This is a genomic window from Nocardia sp. NPDC052254 (assembly GCF_040679495.1).
In the GTDB taxonomy this organism is placed as follows: Bacteria; Actinomycetota; Actinomycetes; order Mycobacteriales; family Mycobacteriaceae; genus Nocardia.
Genome location: NZ_JBFAUW010000001.1, coordinates 593,364 through 611,103 on the forward strand (window position 1 = coordinate 593,364; position 17,740 = coordinate 611,103).

At 68.9% G+C, this 17,740-nt stretch carries 19 protein-coding genes; 10 read left to right on the forward strand and 9 right to left on the reverse strand.

All coding sequences use genetic code 11. From position 1 onward, the window contains the following. Position 1: 1 nt before the first annotated feature. Positions 2-166, reverse strand: a complete 165-nt coding sequence (locus tag AB0L57_RS02720) for a hypothetical protein (protein WP_364955990.1) — start codon at positions 164-166, stop codon at positions 2-4. Positions 167-327: 161 nt separating this feature from the next. Then, on the reverse strand, positions 328-882 hold the full coding sequence (locus tag AB0L57_RS02725; protein ID WP_364955993.1) for a helix-turn-helix domain-containing protein: 555 nt from the start codon (positions 880-882) through the stop codon (positions 328-330). A gap of 94 nt (positions 883-976) precedes the next feature. On the opposite strand from AB0L57_RS02725, the gene AB0L57_RS02730 reads away from it, so the two are divergent. Further along, positions 977-1,735: an SDR family oxidoreductase gene (locus AB0L57_RS02730; protein ID WP_364955996.1), complete on the forward strand. Its 759-nt coding sequence runs from the start codon at positions 977-979 to the stop codon at positions 1,733-1,735. Between the two features lie 20 nt (positions 1,736-1,755). Here AB0L57_RS02730 and AB0L57_RS02735 read toward each other — a convergent pair whose 3' ends face one another. Further along, a complete protein-coding gene (locus AB0L57_RS02735; protein WP_364955999.1) occupies positions 1,756-3,204 on the reverse strand; it encodes an MFS transporter in 1,449 nt (482 codons plus the stop codon). Between the two features lie 174 nt (positions 3,205-3,378). On the opposite strand from AB0L57_RS02735, the gene AB0L57_RS02740 reads away from it, so the two are divergent. Continuing rightward, positions 3,379-3,789 (forward strand): MarR family transcriptional regulator, encoded by a 411-nt coding sequence (locus tag AB0L57_RS02740; RefSeq protein WP_364957253.1) that lies wholly within the window; start codon positions 3,379-3,381, stop codon positions 3,787-3,789. Between the two features lie 65 nt (positions 3,790-3,854). Here the strand turns inward: AB0L57_RS02740 and AB0L57_RS02745 are convergent, their stop codons facing one another. Continuing rightward, positions 3,855-4,898, reverse strand: a complete 1,044-nt coding sequence (locus AB0L57_RS02745; RefSeq protein ID WP_364956002.1) for a TIGR03617 family F420-dependent LLM class oxidoreductase — start codon at positions 4,896-4,898, stop codon at positions 3,855-3,857. Between the two features lie 59 nt (positions 4,899-4,957). Between AB0L57_RS02745 and AB0L57_RS02750 the strand changes: the two genes are divergently transcribed. Continuing rightward, entirely contained in the window at positions 4,958-5,752 is a 795-nt protein-coding gene (locus tag AB0L57_RS02750) for an enoyl-CoA hydratase (protein WP_364956005.1), read from the forward strand. 15 nt (positions 5,753-5,767) lie between these two features. Here the strand turns inward: AB0L57_RS02750 and AB0L57_RS02755 are convergent, their stop codons facing one another. Further along, positions 5,768-7,324, reverse strand: coding sequence for an acyl-CoA synthetase (locus AB0L57_RS02755; RefSeq protein ID WP_364956008.1), 1,557 nt, complete (start codon positions 7,322-7,324; stop codon positions 5,768-5,770). A 73-nt stretch (positions 7,325-7,397) separates the two neighbouring features. Here AB0L57_RS02755 and AB0L57_RS02760 point away from each other — a divergent pair, with 73 nt between their 5' ends. Further along, positions 7,398-9,161 carry a TIGR03619 family F420-dependent LLM class oxidoreductase gene (locus tag AB0L57_RS02760; protein ID WP_364956011.1) on the forward strand — a complete coding sequence of 588 codons (1,764 nt, stop codon included), beginning with the start codon at positions 7,398-7,400 and terminating at the stop codon, positions 9,159-9,161. Here AB0L57_RS02760 and AB0L57_RS02765 read toward each other — a convergent pair. Further along, the gene (locus AB0L57_RS02765; protein ID WP_081769375.1) at positions 9,155-9,301 is read right to left on the reverse strand and encodes a DUF1059 domain-containing protein; all 147 of its coding nucleotides are present in this window, start codon (positions 9,299-9,301) and stop codon (positions 9,155-9,157) included. The two genes, AB0L57_RS02760 and AB0L57_RS02765, sit on opposite strands and share 7 nt — an antisense overlap. A 284-nt stretch (positions 9,302-9,585) precedes the next feature. Here AB0L57_RS02765 and AB0L57_RS02770 point away from each other — a divergent pair, with 284 nt between their 5' ends. Continuing rightward, a complete protein-coding gene (locus AB0L57_RS02770) occupies positions 9,586-10,380 on the forward strand; it encodes an acyl-CoA thioesterase domain-containing protein (RefSeq protein ID WP_364956014.1) in 795 nt (264 codons plus the stop codon). A gap of 114 nt (positions 10,381-10,494) precedes the next feature. Continuing rightward, entirely contained in the window at positions 10,495-11,379 is an 885-nt protein-coding gene (locus tag AB0L57_RS02775) for an ATP-grasp domain-containing protein (protein WP_364956017.1), read from the forward strand. On the opposite strand, the gene AB0L57_RS02780 is transcribed toward AB0L57_RS02775, so the two are convergent. The 3 genes from AB0L57_RS02780 to AB0L57_RS02790 are packed head-to-tail and all read right to left on the reverse strand — an operon-like array spanning position 11,339 to position 13,262. Continuing rightward, entirely contained in the window at positions 11,339-11,962 is a 624-nt protein-coding gene (locus AB0L57_RS02780) for a TetR/AcrR family transcriptional regulator (RefSeq protein ID WP_364956019.1), read from the reverse strand. The genes AB0L57_RS02775 and AB0L57_RS02780 overlap by 41 nt on opposite strands. Next, positions 11,962-12,792 (reverse strand): SDR family oxidoreductase, encoded by an 831-nt coding sequence (locus AB0L57_RS02785; protein ID WP_364956022.1) that lies wholly within the window; start codon positions 12,790-12,792, stop codon positions 11,962-11,964. Before AB0L57_RS02785 ends, AB0L57_RS02780 begins: the two co-directional genes overlap by 1 nt. Beyond that, entirely contained in the window at positions 12,789-13,262 is a 474-nt protein-coding gene (locus AB0L57_RS02790) for a VOC family protein (protein ID WP_364956024.1), read from the reverse strand. Before AB0L57_RS02790 ends, AB0L57_RS02785 begins: the two co-directional genes overlap by 4 nt. A 91-nt stretch (positions 13,263-13,353) precedes the next feature. On the opposite strand from AB0L57_RS02790, the gene AB0L57_RS02795 reads away from it, so the two are divergent. Genes AB0L57_RS02795 through AB0L57_RS02810 form a run of 4 tightly spaced genes read left to right on the forward strand, consistent with a single transcriptional unit; the run spans position 13,354 to position 17,433 of the window. Continuing rightward, positions 13,354-14,655 (forward strand): acyl-CoA dehydrogenase family protein, encoded by a 1,302-nt coding sequence (locus AB0L57_RS02795; protein WP_364956027.1) that lies wholly within the window; start codon positions 13,354-13,356, stop codon positions 14,653-14,655. Next, the gene (locus AB0L57_RS02800; RefSeq protein WP_364956030.1) at positions 14,652-15,668 is read left to right on the forward strand and encodes a phosphotransferase family protein; all 1,017 of its coding nucleotides are present in this window, start codon (positions 14,652-14,654) and stop codon (positions 15,666-15,668) included. Before AB0L57_RS02795 ends, AB0L57_RS02800 begins: the two co-directional genes overlap by 4 nt. Continuing rightward, the gene (locus tag AB0L57_RS02805) at positions 15,665-16,468 is read left to right on the forward strand and encodes an enoyl-CoA hydratase-related protein (protein WP_364956032.1); all 804 of its coding nucleotides are present in this window, start codon (positions 15,665-15,667) and stop codon (positions 16,466-16,468) included. The genes AB0L57_RS02800 and AB0L57_RS02805 overlap by 4 nt, the downstream gene beginning before the upstream one ends. 5 nt (positions 16,469-16,473) lie before the next feature. Continuing rightward, on the forward strand, positions 16,474-17,433 hold the full coding sequence (locus tag AB0L57_RS02810) for an NADPH:quinone oxidoreductase family protein (RefSeq protein WP_364956035.1): 960 nt from the start codon (positions 16,474-16,476) through the stop codon (positions 17,431-17,433). Positions 17,434-17,740: the final 307 nt, after the last annotated feature.

Genomic DNA, 17,740 nt, shown 5'->3' on the forward strand with positions numbered 1-17,740 from the left:
CTCACACCATCCCGACCGACGAGAGCTCGCCATCTTCCGGCACCGTCATGGGCAGTGCGGGACCGGATGACGAGGCGGCGGTGCTCACAGCGGGATCGGCGCCGACCAGGTCGAGGGCGAAGGAATCGGCCGACGTGTGGTGCGGGCTGGTTCGCGAACGGGTCATGCGGGGCAGCGTAGAGAAGCCCACTGACACGGCGACTCCCGAAACCCTTACTGCATGAACAATCTGAAGCGGTTCACAGAATTCGACACCTGCGCGGTGAGCATCGGCGGCCACCGCTACCCAGTGAGGACCGCGCAGGTCTGAAGTATCGGGCCCACCGTTCAGGAGTCGAGCCCCCTGCGGATCAGTGCCCAGCCATGCTCGGCGACGCGGGCGCGATCCCGGGGCGCGGCGCGGGCCAGCAGTGCCGCCAGCATCGACAACGCCAGCATCAGATCCGTGGCCGTCAGATCCGCCCGGATCGCACCCCGATCCCGGGCCCGCTCCAGCAGCCCGCCCAGCATCGCCCCGACCCGCACGCTCATCCGCGCCAGCGGGCCGCCGGTGAGCGGTGGATCGATCAATTCCACGAACGCGATCGAGGTCACCACCTGATCCACGATGCGCCCGAGCATCTGGTCGATTCCGGTGTCCGGATGGGCCGCATACGTTTCCAGGCCGGCGACATTGTCCTCGAATACCGCCAGCGCCAAAGCTTCTCGATCGGCGAAGTGCCGATAGAGGCTGCCCTGCCCGACTCCCGCGCGCCGGGCGATCAGACTCAGCGGCGCGTCGAAGCCGGATTCGGCGAAGACCTCCCGTGCCGCCGCGATCAGCGCCGCGCGATTGGCGGCGGCCGCACTGGGCCCACGATTCGCTCGACGTCGCTCCGCCATCGGCCTACACTACCAACCGGACACCAATGTCCGGATCGAAACGGCGACGTCGACGCGTGCCGACGGCCCCGCAGTGCACCGAGGAGGGACTCCGTTGAGCACCAACAGCTTTCACAACCGTGTCGCCATCGTCACCGGGGCCGGCTCCGGAATCGGGCGCGCCATCGCCATCGCATTCGCCAAATGTGGCGCCATGGTCGTGGCCGCGGATATCAGTTCCGACGGCGCTCAGGGTACCGCCGCGGAAATCGGCGCGGCGGCGATTCCGGTGGTTGTCGACATCTCCGACGAAATCGATGTCGCCCGCGCGACCCGCACCGCCATGGACACCTTCGGCCGCATCGATGTGCTGTGCAACAACGCGGGCGTGATGGACAAGATGGCACTGCCCGCCGACACTCCGGTCACCACCTGGGAGCGCACGGTCGCGGTGAACCTCACCGGCACCTTCCTGATGACCCGTGCGGTGCTGCCACACATGCTCGACCAGGGCATCGGCTCGATAGTCAACACCGCGTCGGAGGCGGGGATCCGCGGCGGCGCGGCCGGAATCGCCTACACCGCGGCCAAACACGGCGTGGTCGGATTGACCCGCAATGTCGCCTGGATCCACGCCGGCGACGGTATTCGCTGCAACGCGATCCTGCCCGGACCGACGATGACCGGCAGCGCCGGGCCGACACCCGAGTGGGACCTCGACGGTGTGACCCGGCTGCAACCGGTCATGTCGCTCATGCGGGGTGTCGCGGAGCCCGAGCAGATGGCCGAGGTGGCGGTCTTCCTCGCCTCCGACGCCGCCTCCTTCATCAACGGTGCGGTCGTACCCGTCGACGGCGGCTGGTCGGCCGGCTGACACCGGCTCCGCGACCCGTGTCATGCCCCGACCGCGACCGCTTCGTCGGCGGCTTCGGCATCGGTCACCGCGTCCGGTGTCGCCGTGCGGCGCACCGGAATCAGCGCGGCCAGCGCGGCCGCGACCAGCGCGACGCCGCAACCGATGAACAGCCCGGTCCGGAAACCTCCCTCGGTCGGCACGCTGTGCCCGTGGAAGTCCATGCTCATCTGAGCCAGCACGACACCGACCACCGCGGCAGCGATCGAGGTGCCGATCGAGCGCATCAGGGTGTTGAAGCTGTTCGCGGAGGCGGTCTCCGACAACGGCACCGACGACATGATCAGTGCCGGCATCGCACCGTAGGCCAGTCCCACGCCGCCGTTGATGACACAGACCGCGACCAGCAGACCCCAGGTCGAACCCATCAGCGCGGTGGTCACGCCGTATCCGGCCGCGATCACCACCGCACCCGCGGTCAGGGTGACCTTCGGGCCGCGCAGGGCCGACAGGCGCGCACCCAGCGGCGAGATCAGCATCATCATCAGACCGGAAGGCGCCATCCACAGCCCCATGGCCATCATCGATTGCCCGAGCCCGTATCCCGTCGCGACCGGCAACTGCAGTACCTGCGGCACGATCAGCGACGAGGAGTACATCGCGACACCGATGACCACCGACGCGGCATTGGTCAGCAGTACCGGCGGCCGCGCGGTCACCCGCAGATCGACCAGCGGATCGTCGATACGCAGTTCCCACCAGCCCCACACCAGCAGCACCACGGCCGCGGTGACGAACAGTCCGATGGTGGTGGCGCTGCCCCATCCCCAGGTGCCGCCCTTGGAAACAGCCAGCAACAGAGACACCAGCCCGGCGCCCAGTCCGAGCGCACCCGCATAGTCGAATCCGCCGGTGCCGCGCACATCCGATTCCGGCACCACCAGCCACACGGCGACCGCGATCACCGCGCTCAGGCCCGCCGCGCCCCAGAACAGCACATGCCAGTCCGCGTATTCGGCCACGGCGGCCGCCACCGGAAGTCCCAGTGCGCCACCGATTCCCAGCGATGCGCTCAGCAGCGCGACCGCCGAGCCCAGCTTCTCGGCCGGCAGCACATCGCGCATGACGCTGATCCCCAGCGGGATGATGCCCACGCCCATACCTTGCAGGCCGCGCCCGATGATCATCGGCAGCACCGAGTCCGACAGCGCGCACACGATCGGTCCGGCGATCAGTGGAACCGTCGACAGCAGCAGGATGCGGCGTTTGCCGTAGAGGTCACCGAGGCGACCGGCCACCGGCGTGGTGACCGCGCCGACGAGCAGGGTCACGGTGATGATCCACGAGGCGTTCGACGCGGTCGTGTGCAGCATCTGTGGGAACTGCGCGATCAGCGGGATCACCAGGGTCTGCATGATCGAGGCGACGATTCCGGCGAATGCCAGCACCCCGACGATCAACCCCGACCGATCGGAACCGGTCCTGTTCATTTCACATCTCCCTCACCAGCAAATATGTATTATGCATACTGAATGTAGCATGCATACTGGTGGACGGATTCCCCCGTGGACTGTGAGACGGGTCTCGGGACCGGCCGCACGAGGCGAGAGGAGGTCCGCGTGAATCAGGCGGACAAGCCCATCCATCTGGTCGAATTCGAGACCATGTTGCTGAGCCGCTATCAGATGCGGCGGCGGCACGAGATGCTGGGGCTCGAGCGCAGCGCCTATGTGGTCCTGAGTCGGCTGATCATGCAGGGGCCGATGTCGATCGGCCAGCTCAGCGCCGCATTCGGCCTGGACACCTCGACACTGAACCGGCAGACCGCGGCACTGCTGCGCAGCGGCCTGGTGGAGCGGATCGCCGATCCCGGTGGCGGTATCGCCCGCAAGTTCCGCATCACCGCCGAGGGAACCCGCCGGCTCGAGGAGACGGTCGAGGCCACCGTGGCGGGCCTCGAGCGCGTGCTGAGCGATTGGTCGGCCACCGAGGTCGCCGAGTTCGCGACCTGGTTGCGTCGGCTCAACACGGGTATCGAGCGGCTGTCCGGGCAACCCTGGCCCAGACCGCAATAGCGGCCGGCGCGGTACTCTCACCGCCCCCCGAGCAGCTCCGGTCGATGCCGACGGCCCCCGGCCCGCTACTCGCGGGCCACCGCCGCACCGGGATCTTCCTCGGCACAGCACCGGCGGATCCGCTGCACCAGTTCTGCCACCTCGTCGGCCGCCATATCGGGGCCCGGCGCGAACGACATCCGGGTGAGCAATGCGCCGAAGCGCCGCGCCAGCCGGCCGGGTAGTTCCCGCGGCGATGCCACCACCGCGAACTCGTCGATCATGTCGTCACCGATCAACGCCGTCATGCGGTCCCACTCCCCCGCTGTGGACAGCCGGGTCAGTTCGATTCCGGCGTCGGCCCAGCCGTGCAGTTCCAACAGCGGGCGATAGGCCGGAGTGGAGGCGTAGAACGCGAGCCGGCGGCGCAGGGCCGCCACGCCGCGCTCGATCCGCTCGTCGGTGCCGGTGACGACGAAAGGTGTTGCCACGACCTCGAATCCGTCGCCCGCTCCCCCGGCCGTCAGGGCCGGCAGTGTGCGCTCGCGAATCCAGCGGGCAGTGGTGAAACCGTGGCAGAGAAATCCGTCGGCGACCTCGGCGGCCACCCGGGTCATCACCGGGCCGACACCGGCCAGCAGAATGCGCGGCGGTCCGAAACCGTGGGCGGGCGGAACGAAATCGGGCGGCATCAGGGTGTGATGGGTGAATTCGCCGTCGAAGGCCAGATCCGCGCCATCGTGCCAGTGCGCCCAGATGGCCCGCAGCGCGCGCACGTATTCACGCATCCGCGCGGCGGGCCGATCCGACGGCATCGCGAAACGACGGTCGATATGTGCGCGCACCTGCGATCCGAGTCCCAGCCGCAACCGGCCACCGGAGAAGCGCTGCAGGTCGTCGGCGGAATACGCGACCGTCATCGGGGAGCGGGCCAGCGCGACCGCGACCGAGGTGCCCAGGCCGATGCGGTCGCTCCCGTGGGCCGCCAGCGCCAGCGTCAGGAACGGGTCACCGTTCATCTCACCGGCCCACAGTCCGTCGAAGCCGAGTCGTTCCAGGCCGGCGGCCCGGGACGCGGCATCGTCGAGCCCCGCGATCGTGGAGTCGATCAGCATGACACCACCCGCCACGCGAGAATAGTATTCCCCTGGTTCACGTTCGGTGATTCGAGTCGAAATGGGGCCCGCCGATGACCGATTCCATGGTGGTGGTGGAACGCACCGCGAACATCACCACGGTGACCCTGCACCGGCCCGCGGTCCGCAACGCACTCGATCGCGCGCTCATGGCGGCGGTGTGGGATGCGGTCGCCGAGGCCGGTGCCGACCCCGATATCCGCGCGGTCATCCTCACCGGCGCGGACCCGGCGTTCTGCGCGGGCATCGATATCGGCGAGGCCGCCCGCGCCGGTGACACCGCAGCGGCCCGGTCCGCGAGTTCGGGTCCCGGGCGCGGGCCCGACGGGCTGTTCCGATTCCTTCCGGTGATCGACAAGCCGATCCTCGGCGCGATCAACGGCGCCTGTGTCGCGGGCGGCCTCGAACTGGCCCTGCAGTGCACCCTGCTGGTGGCATCGGAGCGGGCACGCTTCGCCGACACCCACGCCCGGATGGGCATGATGCCCGGCGGCGGGGTGACGGTGGGACTCAGCAGCGCGGTCGGCCGGCGTAAGGCGGTGGAGATGTCGCTGTCGGGCAACTTTCTCACCGCCGGCGCGGCACTCACCCACGGACTGGTCAATCATGTGGTGCCGCACGCCGAGCTGCTGTCGTTCACCCGGGCCCTGGCCACCGACATCATCGGCAGCGACGCGGACGCGGTGACCAGACTGCTGCGGCACTACCGCGCCCTCGCCGAGATCGATGAGCGGTCCGCGCAACTGCTCGAGGGGGTGATGGCCGAGACGTGGGCGCCGGGCACCGGGCGGATGGCCGGGCACGGCGCCCGGGTCGTCGAGCGGGGGCGCCAACAGCTGCGCGACTGACGACGGGCCGGCGATTCAGATCACCCGGCCGTCGTGTCCGGCCCAATACTGTTGCCGCAGCAGCCGTTTGTAGAGCTTGCCGTTGGGATCGCGGGGTAGCTCATCGGCGAAATCCACGGTGCGCGGACATTTGTAGGACGCCAGTTCGGCCCGGCAGGCCGTGATCAACTCGGCGGCCAGCGCCGGACCGGCAGCTGCCGGATCCACCGGCTGCACCACCGCTTTCACCGCTTCACCCATCTCCTCGTCCGGCACCCCGAGGACCGCGACGTCGAGTACCGCGGGGTGGGCTGCGAGCAGGTTCTCGGCCTCCTGCGGATAGATGTTCACCCCGCCCGACACGATCATGTGCGACTGCCGATCGGTCAGATACAGGTAGCCGTCCTCGTCGAGACAGCCGATGTCGCCGAGGGTGCGCCAGCCGTGCGGACCCGTCACGGCGGCCGTGCGTTCGGGATCGTTGTGATATTCGAACGGACGCCCGCCCTCGAAATACACCACGCCGATCTGCCCGGCCTCCAGCGCCCGTCCGTCGGCGCCGACGATATGACACGGCTGCCCGGGACGCCCGACCGATCCGGGGTGTTCGAGCCATTCCCGCGCGGAGATGTAGGTGTTGCCGACATCCTCTGTGCCCGAGTAGTACTCGTTGACGATCGGTCCCAGCCACTCGAGCATCTGCCGCTTCACCGGCACCGGGCACGGCGCCGCCGAATGGACCACATCCACCAGGCTCGACAGATCGTAGCCGCGGCGCTGCGCCGCGGGCAGGTGCAGCATGCGCACGAACATGGTCGGCACCATCTGGGTGTGGGTGACTCGGTGGCGCTCGATGAGTTCCAGGCACCGGCGTGGGTCGAAACGTTCCATCACGACGACGGTCGCGCCGATGCGCTGCCACGACATCGCGAACACCAGGGGCGCCGCGTGATACAGCGGCGCCGGGGACAGATAGACGGCGTCGGCGCGCGAGCCCGCGGTGAGCAGGCCCCGCGCGATCAGCACCGGCGGGGCCTGTGGATCGCCGAGCGGGGTCGCCGGCAGTGGTTTGCGCACCCCCTTGGGCCGCCCGGTCGTTCCGCCGGAGTACAGCATCTCCCGGCCCTCGCACTCGTCCGGCAGCGGTTCATCGGGTTCGGTGCTCAACAGCTCCGCATAGGGGGTGAAGCCCGGTAGCGCGCCCGCGGCGCAGATCCGGACGGTGATCCGGCTCAGATCCAGCCCCGCCACCACGTCGGCCATCGCCGCCGTGGTCACCAGCGCCGTCGCACCGCAGTCGTCGAGAATGTACTGCACCTCGGCGGGGCGCAGATGGCGGTTTATCGCGGTGTAGTAGAGCCCGGACCGTTGTGCGGCCCACGCGATTTCCAGGAACGCCCGGGTGTTCTCCGCCAGGATCGCCAGCTGAGATCCGACCTCGAGACCGCGGTGGCGCAGGGCGCGCGCACCGGCCACCGAGCGCTGCTCGAGCTGCCGGTAGGTCACGATCTCTCCGGTCTCTCCCATCACGATCGCGGGGCGATCGGGATCGCGCTCGGCATGCAGACCCAGGGTCATCGGCACGGCGGCCATCGGCAGCCCTCCTCCCATCCGCCGACCGGCGGAGAACTGAATTCTAACTAGATAAGAATGCTACTCTCGCACGGTGAGTCTGCGTTTCATATTTCACTATCCGGAGACCGCCGGCGCCGACGGTGACGTCCTCGACGCGGGACCCCTGCACGAGGTCGCGAGCACCACGGAGCGAGCCGGTTTCCACGGCATCTCGCTGAGCGAACACCCGATTCCCGGATCACGATGGCTCGCGGGCGGCGGACATCAGACGCTCGATTCGCTGGTGGCCCTGGGCTATCTGGCCGCCGCGACCGAACGGCTGCGCCTGCTCACCTATCTGGCTGTCGCGCCGTACCGCAATCCGTTCATCCTCGCCAAGGCGGCCGCCACCATCGACAAACTGTCGGGCGGGCGACTGATCCTCGGTCTGGGCGCGGGTTATCAGAAGAGCGAATTCCATGCGCTGGGAGTCGATTTCGACGAACGCAACGCGCTGTTCGACGAGGCGCTCGAGGTGCTACCGCTGCATTGGAGCGGTGAACCGTTCAGCTATCACGGGCGGCATTTCGACGCGCGCGAGGTCGTCGCCCGGCCCCGGCCCATCCAGGATCCCATCCCGATCTGGATCGGCGGCAACTCCGCCGCGAGCCGTCGCCGCGCCGCCACTCGCGCCCAGGGCTGGATGCCGATGTCGGGCGGCGCGGAACTCAGCACCACGACCCGTACACCCGCGCTGGGCACCCGGACGCAGCTGGCGCAGCAGATCGCGGAGGTGCGGGCGCGGTCCGAATCGGCCGGGCGCACAGCCGATCTCGACGTGCTGTACTCCTATCACGACCAGACCCCTCACCGATCCCGCGCAGGCCGATCGGCATCGCGAGGCCTTCGCCGAACTGGAGCGGGCGGGCGTCACCTGGGTCGTGGTATCTGGTCGCACCCGCGAGCATCACGCGACCACGGACTTCCTCGAGGCCTTCGGCGCGAGCTATCTGCGATGAGCGCCGGCTGGTTCGAGCAACGGGCAGCGCTGTCCGGCACGGTCGCCGTGATCACCGGCGGCGCAGGCGGTCTCGGCCGCGCCATCGTCACCGACCTGGCGGCAAACGGGGTACGCCCGGCCGTCGTCGACATCGACGCCGAGGCCGCGGCGAACCTGCGGGCGACACTGGCCGCCGACGGTCACGACGCGTTGATCCAGCACGGCGACGCTCGCGATCCCGAGGTCCTGACGGCCCTGTTCGACGCCGCCGACCAGCGGTGGGGACGACTCGACACCGTGGTCAACGTCGTGGGCGGCACCTTCCGCGCCTCGTTCACCGATACCCGCCCCAAGGGCTGGGACGCATTGCTGCGCACCAACTTCACCCACGTGCTGCACGCCTGCTCGCTGGCGGTGCCACGGATCCGGGCGGGTGGGCGCGGGGGCAGTATCGTCAACATCACCACCATCGAGGCGCATCGTGCGGCACCCGGTTTCGCGGTGTATTCGGCCGCCAAGGCCGCCGTGGAGCAATTCGCCCGCACCCTCGCGGTGGAGCTGGCTCCCGAAGGTATCCGGGTCAACAATGTCGCCCCCGATTACGTACCGACCCCCAATCTGAGCCGGCTCCCGCACGGCGACGGCGCGATGACCGATCCCACCGGCGTGCGGGTGGCGATACCGCTCGGCCGCCCCGGCGAGGTCGGCGATGTCTCGGGTTGCGTGGTGTTCCTGGCCTCGGCGCTGTCGGCGTATCTCACCGGGACGACTCTTCATCCCGACGGTGGGACCGGCGCCTCGGCCGGCTGGTTCAACTGGCCCGATACCGGATGGGCGAACTACGCGCCCATGCGGTACCTGAGCGGCGATCAGTAGGCGAGGAAGAGGATTTCCTCACGTGAGTAGTCGTGGCCGGGGTGGTTTTCCGCCAGATGCTGCTTGGTCTTCTCGACGAGGTCGTCCTCGTCGGTTCCGACGATCTGTTCACCACAGGGGCAGCCCAGTCGGGTCTTCACAGTCTTGTCTCCATCGGGTCGGGCTGTGAGCGTCGTTCACGTCACCTTATGCACATCACCTTATGCACAATCTGTGCCCTCCGTCACCCCGGGGCAACCTCGCCGAGCGCCCGCGGCGGCGCCGAATCGGCCGCGGCCACCGCCCTGAACTCGGCGAACGCCGCATCGAGAACCGGGGACAATTTTCGCTCGGCGACCTCGTGGGGCCACCGGTGCGGCGGCTCCGGATCAATTCCTATAACGTGTTCTAATTCAAGGGTCGGTCACGAGAGGGGCCTGTTGCGATGGTGGCGTTCTTCCGTCGGGAGGAGAGTGGGTTCGTCGCGAGCGAACTGGCCGTGAGCCGGTGGTCGCCCGATCAGGTGGCCGGACCCGCGATCTGCGGCCTGCTGGCCCGGCAACTCGAGACCCACTGCCCGGAAACCGGATTCATCCCCGCACGGCTCACCGCCGATCTGTTCCGCCCGGTCCGCGACGAACCGCTCACCGTGCACAGCGCGGTCGTGCGCGACGGGACCCGGGTGCGGGTCGCGGACGCGTGGATCGAGCAGCAGGGCGAGATCCGGGTGCGGGCCTCGGTGATGTATTTGGCCGTGGCCCAGCAACCGCCGGGCCGGGTGTGGCAGGCCGATGCGCCGCTGCCGATCCCCGATATCCGGCTCGACGAGCCCACCGGTCAGCCCCCGCTGTTCAAATGCGGCGACGGCGAGTGGTCCGGTGATTTCGCCGCGGCACAGAACGGTGAGCGCAAATCGGTGTGGCAGAACCTTCCGGCACTGGTGGCCGGTGAGCCGATCTCACCGTTCCAGCGTGCCGCCTTCCTCGGCGACACCACCAATCTGGTGTGCAACTGGGGCACCGCGGGCGTCGGCTACATCAACAGCGATATGACGCTGACCCTCACCCGGCTGCCCATCGGCCACGAGCTCGGACTCCATGCCCAGGACCATATTTCGTCCGACGGTATCGCGGTGGGCACCGCCACGCTCTACGACCGGCAGGGCCGGCTGGGTACCTGCATCGTCACCGGTGTCGCCAATGCTCGCCGCCAGGTCGACATGGCCGAGACCACCGTCTGAGCCACCGCACGCAGCCATCGGCACCGCGCACACCCACCGGTACCGGCCGCGCACACGGCCATCGGCATCGGCATCGGCATCGGCATCGGCATCGGCATCGGCAAGGATGATCGGATGATCCTGCTGGTCCCCGCCGACGTCCTGCATCCTCGACGCCCCGACGCGCATTTCGCCGCCGACGCCGAAGCGGCCCGCGACGCGGGCTGGGAGATCGGCCTCGTCGACCACGACGAGCTGACTCGCCCGCAGGCCGACGCCGCGGCGGCTGTGCGCCGGGTGCGCGCCACCGGCCCGGCGTTGTACCGGGGCTGGATGCTCGATGCCGGGCAGTACGCGAGATTCGACGCCGCCCTGACCGAACGTGGCGTGCGGTTGTACACCGATGCCGGACGGTATCGGCGCGCACACGAATTCCCCGGCTGGTACGGATTGTTCGTCGGCCACACGCCCGAATCCGCCTGGACCCGGGGCACCACTCGCGACGAATTCGACCGTGCCCGAGCCACACTCGGACACGGTCCGGGCGTCGTGCGCGACTACACCAAATCGATGAAACACCACTGGCACGAGGCAATGTACATTCCCGAACTCACCGATGCCGACGCGGCCTGGCCGATCGCGGACCGACTGCGCGAACTGCGCGGTTCGGAGATGACCGGCGGATTCGTGATCCGCCGATTCGAAGATCTCGCCGCCGCCGAGACGCGTACCTGGTGGGTGGACGGCCACTGCCGCCTGGTCGGCCCGCATCCGGACACACCGGACCGGATCCCGGAACCCGGCCCCGATATCTCCGCCGTGGCACCGCTGGTCGCAGACCTCGGATGTCGTTTCGTCACGGTAGATTTCGCACTGCGCTCCGATGGCCGATGGCGGGTCCTCGAGATCGGTGACGGCCAGGTCAGCGACCGGCCGGCCACCGTCGCCGCGACCACGCTGACGGCCGCCCTGCGCCCGCTCACCGATCCGGACGAGCCGCCCGCAGGCAGAACGCGGTGACCCGCTCGATATCGGCCACGCCCGGTTCCACCTGCTGCCACAGCGATTCGGCCAGATGACCGACCGCCGCGTGGGCGGCCAGCGTGGCGACGAATTCGGGTTCGGCACAACCCAATTCCGCGAACGGGGCACCCAAGGGTGCGGCGAGCCGGGCATTGGCCTCCGGCGGCCCGGTGACCAGCCCCTGAGCCAGCCCTCCGGCATTCCACATCACCGCGCGCGTGGTCGCGGCGACCTCGCCCACCCCCTGGGCCAGGACACCGGCGACCCACTCCCGCACCGCATCCTCCGGCGAGGTACTGCGGCTCATCCGATGGCCGAGATATCCCAGCAGCCGGCTGGTTCCATCCTCGAGCAATGCGGCGACGAGGGCGTCCTTGGAGGCGAAATGCCGGTAGAAGGCATCATTGGACAGCCCGGCCGCGGCGACGATATCGGCCACCCGCGGCCGCGCGCTGGTACCGCAGCGACGCATCACCGCCAGCCCGGCGTCGAGCAGCCGCCGCACCTCCTCGGCATACGCGGCACCGCGCTGCGCCAAGGCCCGCTGCGCGATGCGCGTCGCGATGTCGTCGCCGGTCATCATCGCTGCCCGTCCGCGCCCCGCAGCGCCGCCACCACACCGCCGTCGACCAGCAGGTCGGTGCCGTTGAGGAAGCTAGCCTCCTCCGACAGCGCGAAACCCACCACCGCGGCGATCTCCTCGGGCCGGCCCTCGCGCCGTAGCGGCGTCCGCTCCACCAGCGCCCGCATACTGGGATGTGCGCTCGCCTCCTGCCGGCCCTGCGGGGTGTCGACGATGCCCGGTGAGATCGAGCAGATCCGCGCACCGGCCGCGCCCAGGCGGACCGCTTCACGCCACACCAGCCGCTGCACACCACGTTTGGCCCAGCCGTAGGCGACACCAGGCTGTTCGACCGCGGCACCGAGCACCTCCCGCAACCGCTCCAGGAAGTCCGGGTGCAAGGGATCGTCGAGGACCGCCAGCGCCGCCGGATCGGGTGGGTTCGGATCCAGCAGCGGCGCCATGGACGCGAAGACCACGGTCGCCGCGCCCGGTCCGGCCAGGGGTCGCAGGGTCTCCAGTAGCGCGGCGGTGCCGATCAGGTCCACGGCGACGATGGTGCGCCAATCGGCCATCGTCGGTGAGATACCCGCCGCATGTGCCACCCAGCGCAATCGACCCCGTGCCGCGAGGTGTCGCGCCAGTTCGCCGACACCCGCGGGGTCGGTGACATCGACCACGAACGGTTCGGCGCGCGCTCCCGCCGCGCGCAACCGGTCCGCGGCGGCGGCCGCGCCCGCCTCGTCCCGGTCCGCGAGGACCAGCAGATCGGCCCGGTCCGCGAGCACCTCGGCACAGGCCAGGCCCATTCCGCGGCCCGCGCCGGTGATCATGGCGACCGTGGTCATCGGCTCGCACCGTTCTCTCGGCGGGCCATCGGCGCCCAGCAGCGGGCCAGACCCGATTCGGCGGCGCGGGTGAGCAATTCGATCCGGAACCCCGAGGCGGCGGTGAGGAAGGCGAACATCGGCGCGCCACCCGGCCCCGGGCGCACCGCCTCCACCTCGTACCCGGCCGCGGTCAGTTCCGCCATATCGGCGGCCACATCGTCGGACCAGTACCCGACATGGTGAATTCCGCCCCCGGACACCGGTTCCCACAGCGTGCCCTCGACCGCGCGGATCACCTCCAGACGCGGCACGGTCGTCGAGTACACGCACCGGATATCGACCGACAGCTGCCCGGACGGAGCCGTCACGGTGAGCGGGCCACCGGACTCGATGCCCCACTCGTAGCCCAGCAGCCGCGACAGTGTGGCCGTGGTCTGCTCGATATCCGCGGACACGATGCCGAGGTGGAACTGATCGGCGGCTTTCATACCCACCCACCTTCCAGAACCACGTCTGCTCGATCAAGAATGCTATTCTTCTTCACGAGAACTATATTTCCACCGAATGGGAGGAGGCGCAATGGCGTGGGATTTCGAGACCGATCCGGAGTTTCAGCGCAAGCTGGACTGGGCCGATGCGTTCGTCCGCGAGGAAGTCGAGCCACTGGATCTGATCTGGCCGCATCAACAGTTCGTCCCACCGGACGCGACGCGGCGGAAGGTCGTCGACCCACTCAAACAACAGGTGCGCGACCACGAACTGTGGGCCACCCACCTGGGCCCGGATCTCGGCGGCCAGGGCTACGGTCAGCTCAAACTGGCGCTGCTCAACGAGATTCTGGGCCGCTCCTCGTGGGCGCCGGTGATCTTCGGCTGCCAGGCTCCCGATACCGGAAACGCGGAGATCATCGCCCATTTCGGCACCGAGGAGCAGAAGCGCCGCTATCTGCGTCCGCTACTGGACGGCGAGCTGTTCTCCAGCTATTCGATGACCGAACCCCAGGCCGGCGCCGATCCGACCAGGTTCACCACGGCCGCCGTGCGCGACGGTGACGACTGGATCATCAACGGCTGGAAGTTCTTCTCCTCCAATGCCTCGACGGCCTCGTTCCTCATCGTGATGGTGGTGACCGATCCGGAGGTCAGCGCTTATCAGGGCATGTCGATGTTCCTGGTCCCGACCGACACCCCGGGCGTCCGGATCGAACGCAATGTGGGTCTCTACGGCGAACCGCTCGACGGCGGCGCACACGCGCTGATCCATTACGACAATGTGCGAGTACCGAATTCGGCGCTGCTGGGCGGCCCGGGCCAGGCGTTCGCGATCGCCCAGACCAGGCTCGGTGGCGGGCGCATCCACCACGCCATGCGCACCATCGGCCTGGCGCGCAGCGCGCTGGACATGATGTGCGAGCGGGCGCTGAGCCGCGAGACCGCGGGCAGCCGGCTGTCGGACAAACAGTTCGTCCAGGGCTACATCGCCGATTCCTACGCCCAGCTGCAGCAGTTCCGCCTGTTCGTGCTCTACACCGCGTGGGAGATCGACAAGTACAACGACTACCGCAAGGTACGCAAGGACATCGCCGCGGTGAAGGTGGTCATGCCGACCGTGCTACACGACATCGCCTGGCGCGCCATGCAGGTACACGGCGCCCTCGGGGTCACCAACGAAATGCCGTTCTTCACCATGATCCACGGCGCGGGAGTGCTGGGCCTGGCCGACGGGCCGACCGAGGTACACAAGGGCACCGTGGCCAAACAGGTGCTGCGCGACTACTCCGCCAGCGACGATCTGTGGCCCGCGCAATGGATTCCACGCAAGCTCGACGCCGCGCGCGCGAAGTTCGCCGACTATCTCGAACACGAAGTAGGTAACCAGTGATCGACACCGCCCGCCTCACCGAATGGATGGATGCCCTCGCCCTGCCCGGCACGGGCGCACCCGCGCAGGCACAGTTCCTGTCCGGCGGCACGCAGAACGAGATCTACCTCATCACCCGTGGCGAGAACCGGTGTGTGCTGCGCATTCCCCCCACCGGCGCACCCGCCGAACGCGACGGCGGGATCGCGCGCGAATGGCGGATCACCGAGGCGCTCGAGGGCACCGATGTGCCGCACACTCCCGCGATCGCGGTCTGCACCGATCATTCGGTGCTGGGCCGCACCTTCTACCTCATGGGCTACGTCGACGGCTGGTCACCGATGGACAGCAAGATCTGGCCCGCACCGTTCGACACCGACCTCAGCGCCCGCGCGGGCCTGGCCTATCAGCTCGCCGAGGGCATCGCGCTGCTGTCGCGAGTGGACTGGCGCGCCAAGGGATTACAGGATCTCGGCCGTCCCGACGGTTTCCACGAGCGTCAGGTCCAGCGCTGGACCGACTTCTTCGCCCGTAACCGGGGCCGCGATCTCGACGGCATGGCGGTGGCCACCGACTGGCTGCGCACCCACCGGCCGCTCGACTACCTCCCCGGTCTCATGCACGGCGACTACCAGTTCGCCAATGTGATGTTCGAACACGGCGCACCCGCCCGGCTGGCGGCGCTGGTGGACTGGGAGATGGGCACCGTGGGCGATCCGAAATTGGATCTGGCCTGGATGGTGCAGAGCTGGCCGGCCGACACCTCCGCACCCGAGGCCGCCGGGGTGAGCTATGTCGATCTGCGCGGAATGCCTTCGCGGGACCAGCTTGTCGAGCACTATGCACAGGTGTCCGGGCGCCAGGTCGACGACCTCGACTACTACCTCGTCCTGGCGAAGTGGAAGCTCGCCATCGTGCTCGAACGCGGATTCCAGCGCGCCGGAGACGACATCAAACTGCGATCCTTCGGACCGATCGTGCCGAAGCTGATGCGCGAGGCCGCCGACCTCGCCGAGAGTACGGAGTACAAATGACCGCCTCCGAATCCACCACCACCGACCAGGTCGTCGTCGAACGCCGCGACGCGGTGCTGATCGCCCGGATCAATCGCCCGCAGGCACGAAACGCGCTCAACGGAGCCGTTCTGCGCGGTATCGGCGCGGCGGTGCTGACCGCGGAAACCGATCCGCAGATCCGGGCCCTGGTTCTCACCGGCACCGGCGACCGCGCCTTCTGCGCCGGGATGGATCTACGGGAATTCGCCGACGGATCCGGGACGCACGCGGATTCACCGGAGGAACGCGGCGCGCTCGAGGCCTACGCCCGCATGGCCTCCGGGCGCACGCCGGTCCCCGTCATCGGCGCCGCCAATGCCACGGCCGTGGGCGGCGGGCTCGAACTGCTCATGGGCTGCGATCTCATCGTGGCCTCCTCGGCCGCGAGTTTCGGTCTCCCCGAGGTGAAGCGCGGATTGTTCGCGGCTGGTGGCGGCACCGGGATCGGCACGCGCATCCCGCTGGGGATCGCCCTCGAGCTCCTGCTGACCGGCCGGCTCATCGACGCCGAGCGCGCCGAGCGGATCGGTCTGGTGAACGCGGTGGCCGCACCCGATGACGTTCTCGACACCGCCGTCGCCTTGGCGACCACGGTCGCCGCCAACGCCCCGCTGGGACTGGCCGCGTCCAAGGAACTCGCACGCTTGGCGGTCACCGACGACACCGCGGCCACCGAGCGCCTGAAGCATTGGCAGCGTGAGGTTTTCGCCAGCGCCGATGCCGCCGAGGGAGCGCAGGCATTCCTGGAACGCCGCACCCCCTCCTGGCAGGGCAGGTGAGCCGGATGCGCGCGGCGGTGTGCCCGCGTCACGGCCCGCCGGAGGTGGTGCGGATCGAGGAACGTCCGGTGCCCGAACCGGGCGCCGGTGAGGTCCGGGTGCGGGTACACGCCGCCGCGGTCAACTTCCCCGATGTGCTGCTCGTCGCCGACAAGTATCAGATCAGTGTGCCGCCACCATTCGTTCCCGGCAGTGAATTCGCCGGGGAGGTGGTGGCACTCGGGCCCGCGTGTTCCGGAATCGCTGTCGGCGACCGGATCACCGGCACCGGCCTGCACGGTGCGTTCGCCGAGCAACTCGTGGCGCCGGCCGCCACACTCACGCGTATCCCCGACGGTGTGGATTTCGCCGATGCCGCAGCATTCGGTGTCACCTACCGCACGGCGTACCACTGCATCCGCTCGGTCGCGCGGGCCGCTGCGGGCGCGGAGCTGATCGTGCTCGGCGCGGGCGGCGGCGTCGGATCGGCGGCGGTCGCGCTCGGGGCGAGACTGGGCCTGTCGGTGACGGCCGTCGCGTCCTCGAACGACAAACTCGACGTGGCCCAGTCGTTGGGCGCACGACACCTGATCAACCACCGCGCCGGCGATCTGCGAGCGGCCTTGCGCAGCGCGTTACCGGACGGCGCCGATGCCGTCATCGATCCGGTCGGCGGCGCCCTCAGCGAACCCGCGCTGCGCGCGCTGCGCCGGGCCGGGCGCTTCGTCACCGTCGGCTACGCCTCCGGCACCGTGCCGCGAATTCCGCTCAACCTGGTGCTGGTCAAAGGAATTCACATCCTCGGGTTCCAGTTCCAGGACGTGGCCCCAGAGGAGTTCCGGCGCAACGAAACCGAGCTCGGCGCACTACTCGCGGCCGATATGCGCCCCCACATCGGCGTCCGCTTCACGCTCACCGACGCCCCCGCCGCACTGCGTCTGGTCGCCGACGGGCGCGCGGTGGGCAAGGTGATCGTGGATCTCTGATTCGGCACGGCGTCACCGAATCGTTGCGCCGATACATCGCATCCGCTCGGCGAATCTCCCGGCGAAATCACCTCCCCTTCTTCGACATTCCCGACCCGATCCTTCCCATCCACGACGAATCGTGATCCATGGCTTCTACTCGACTGCGTGTCTTGCGATCCCGGAAAGCCGACCGAGCGGGCTGTCGAGGACCGACCGAGGAGAAAATGGAATAAAACGGACACCTCAACGACAAGGGGTCTCCGTTGGAGGCGCATGCGGGCGTGCCGGATTGTCGGTGAGGTCGCCGCGGTGGCGGCGGTTTCGA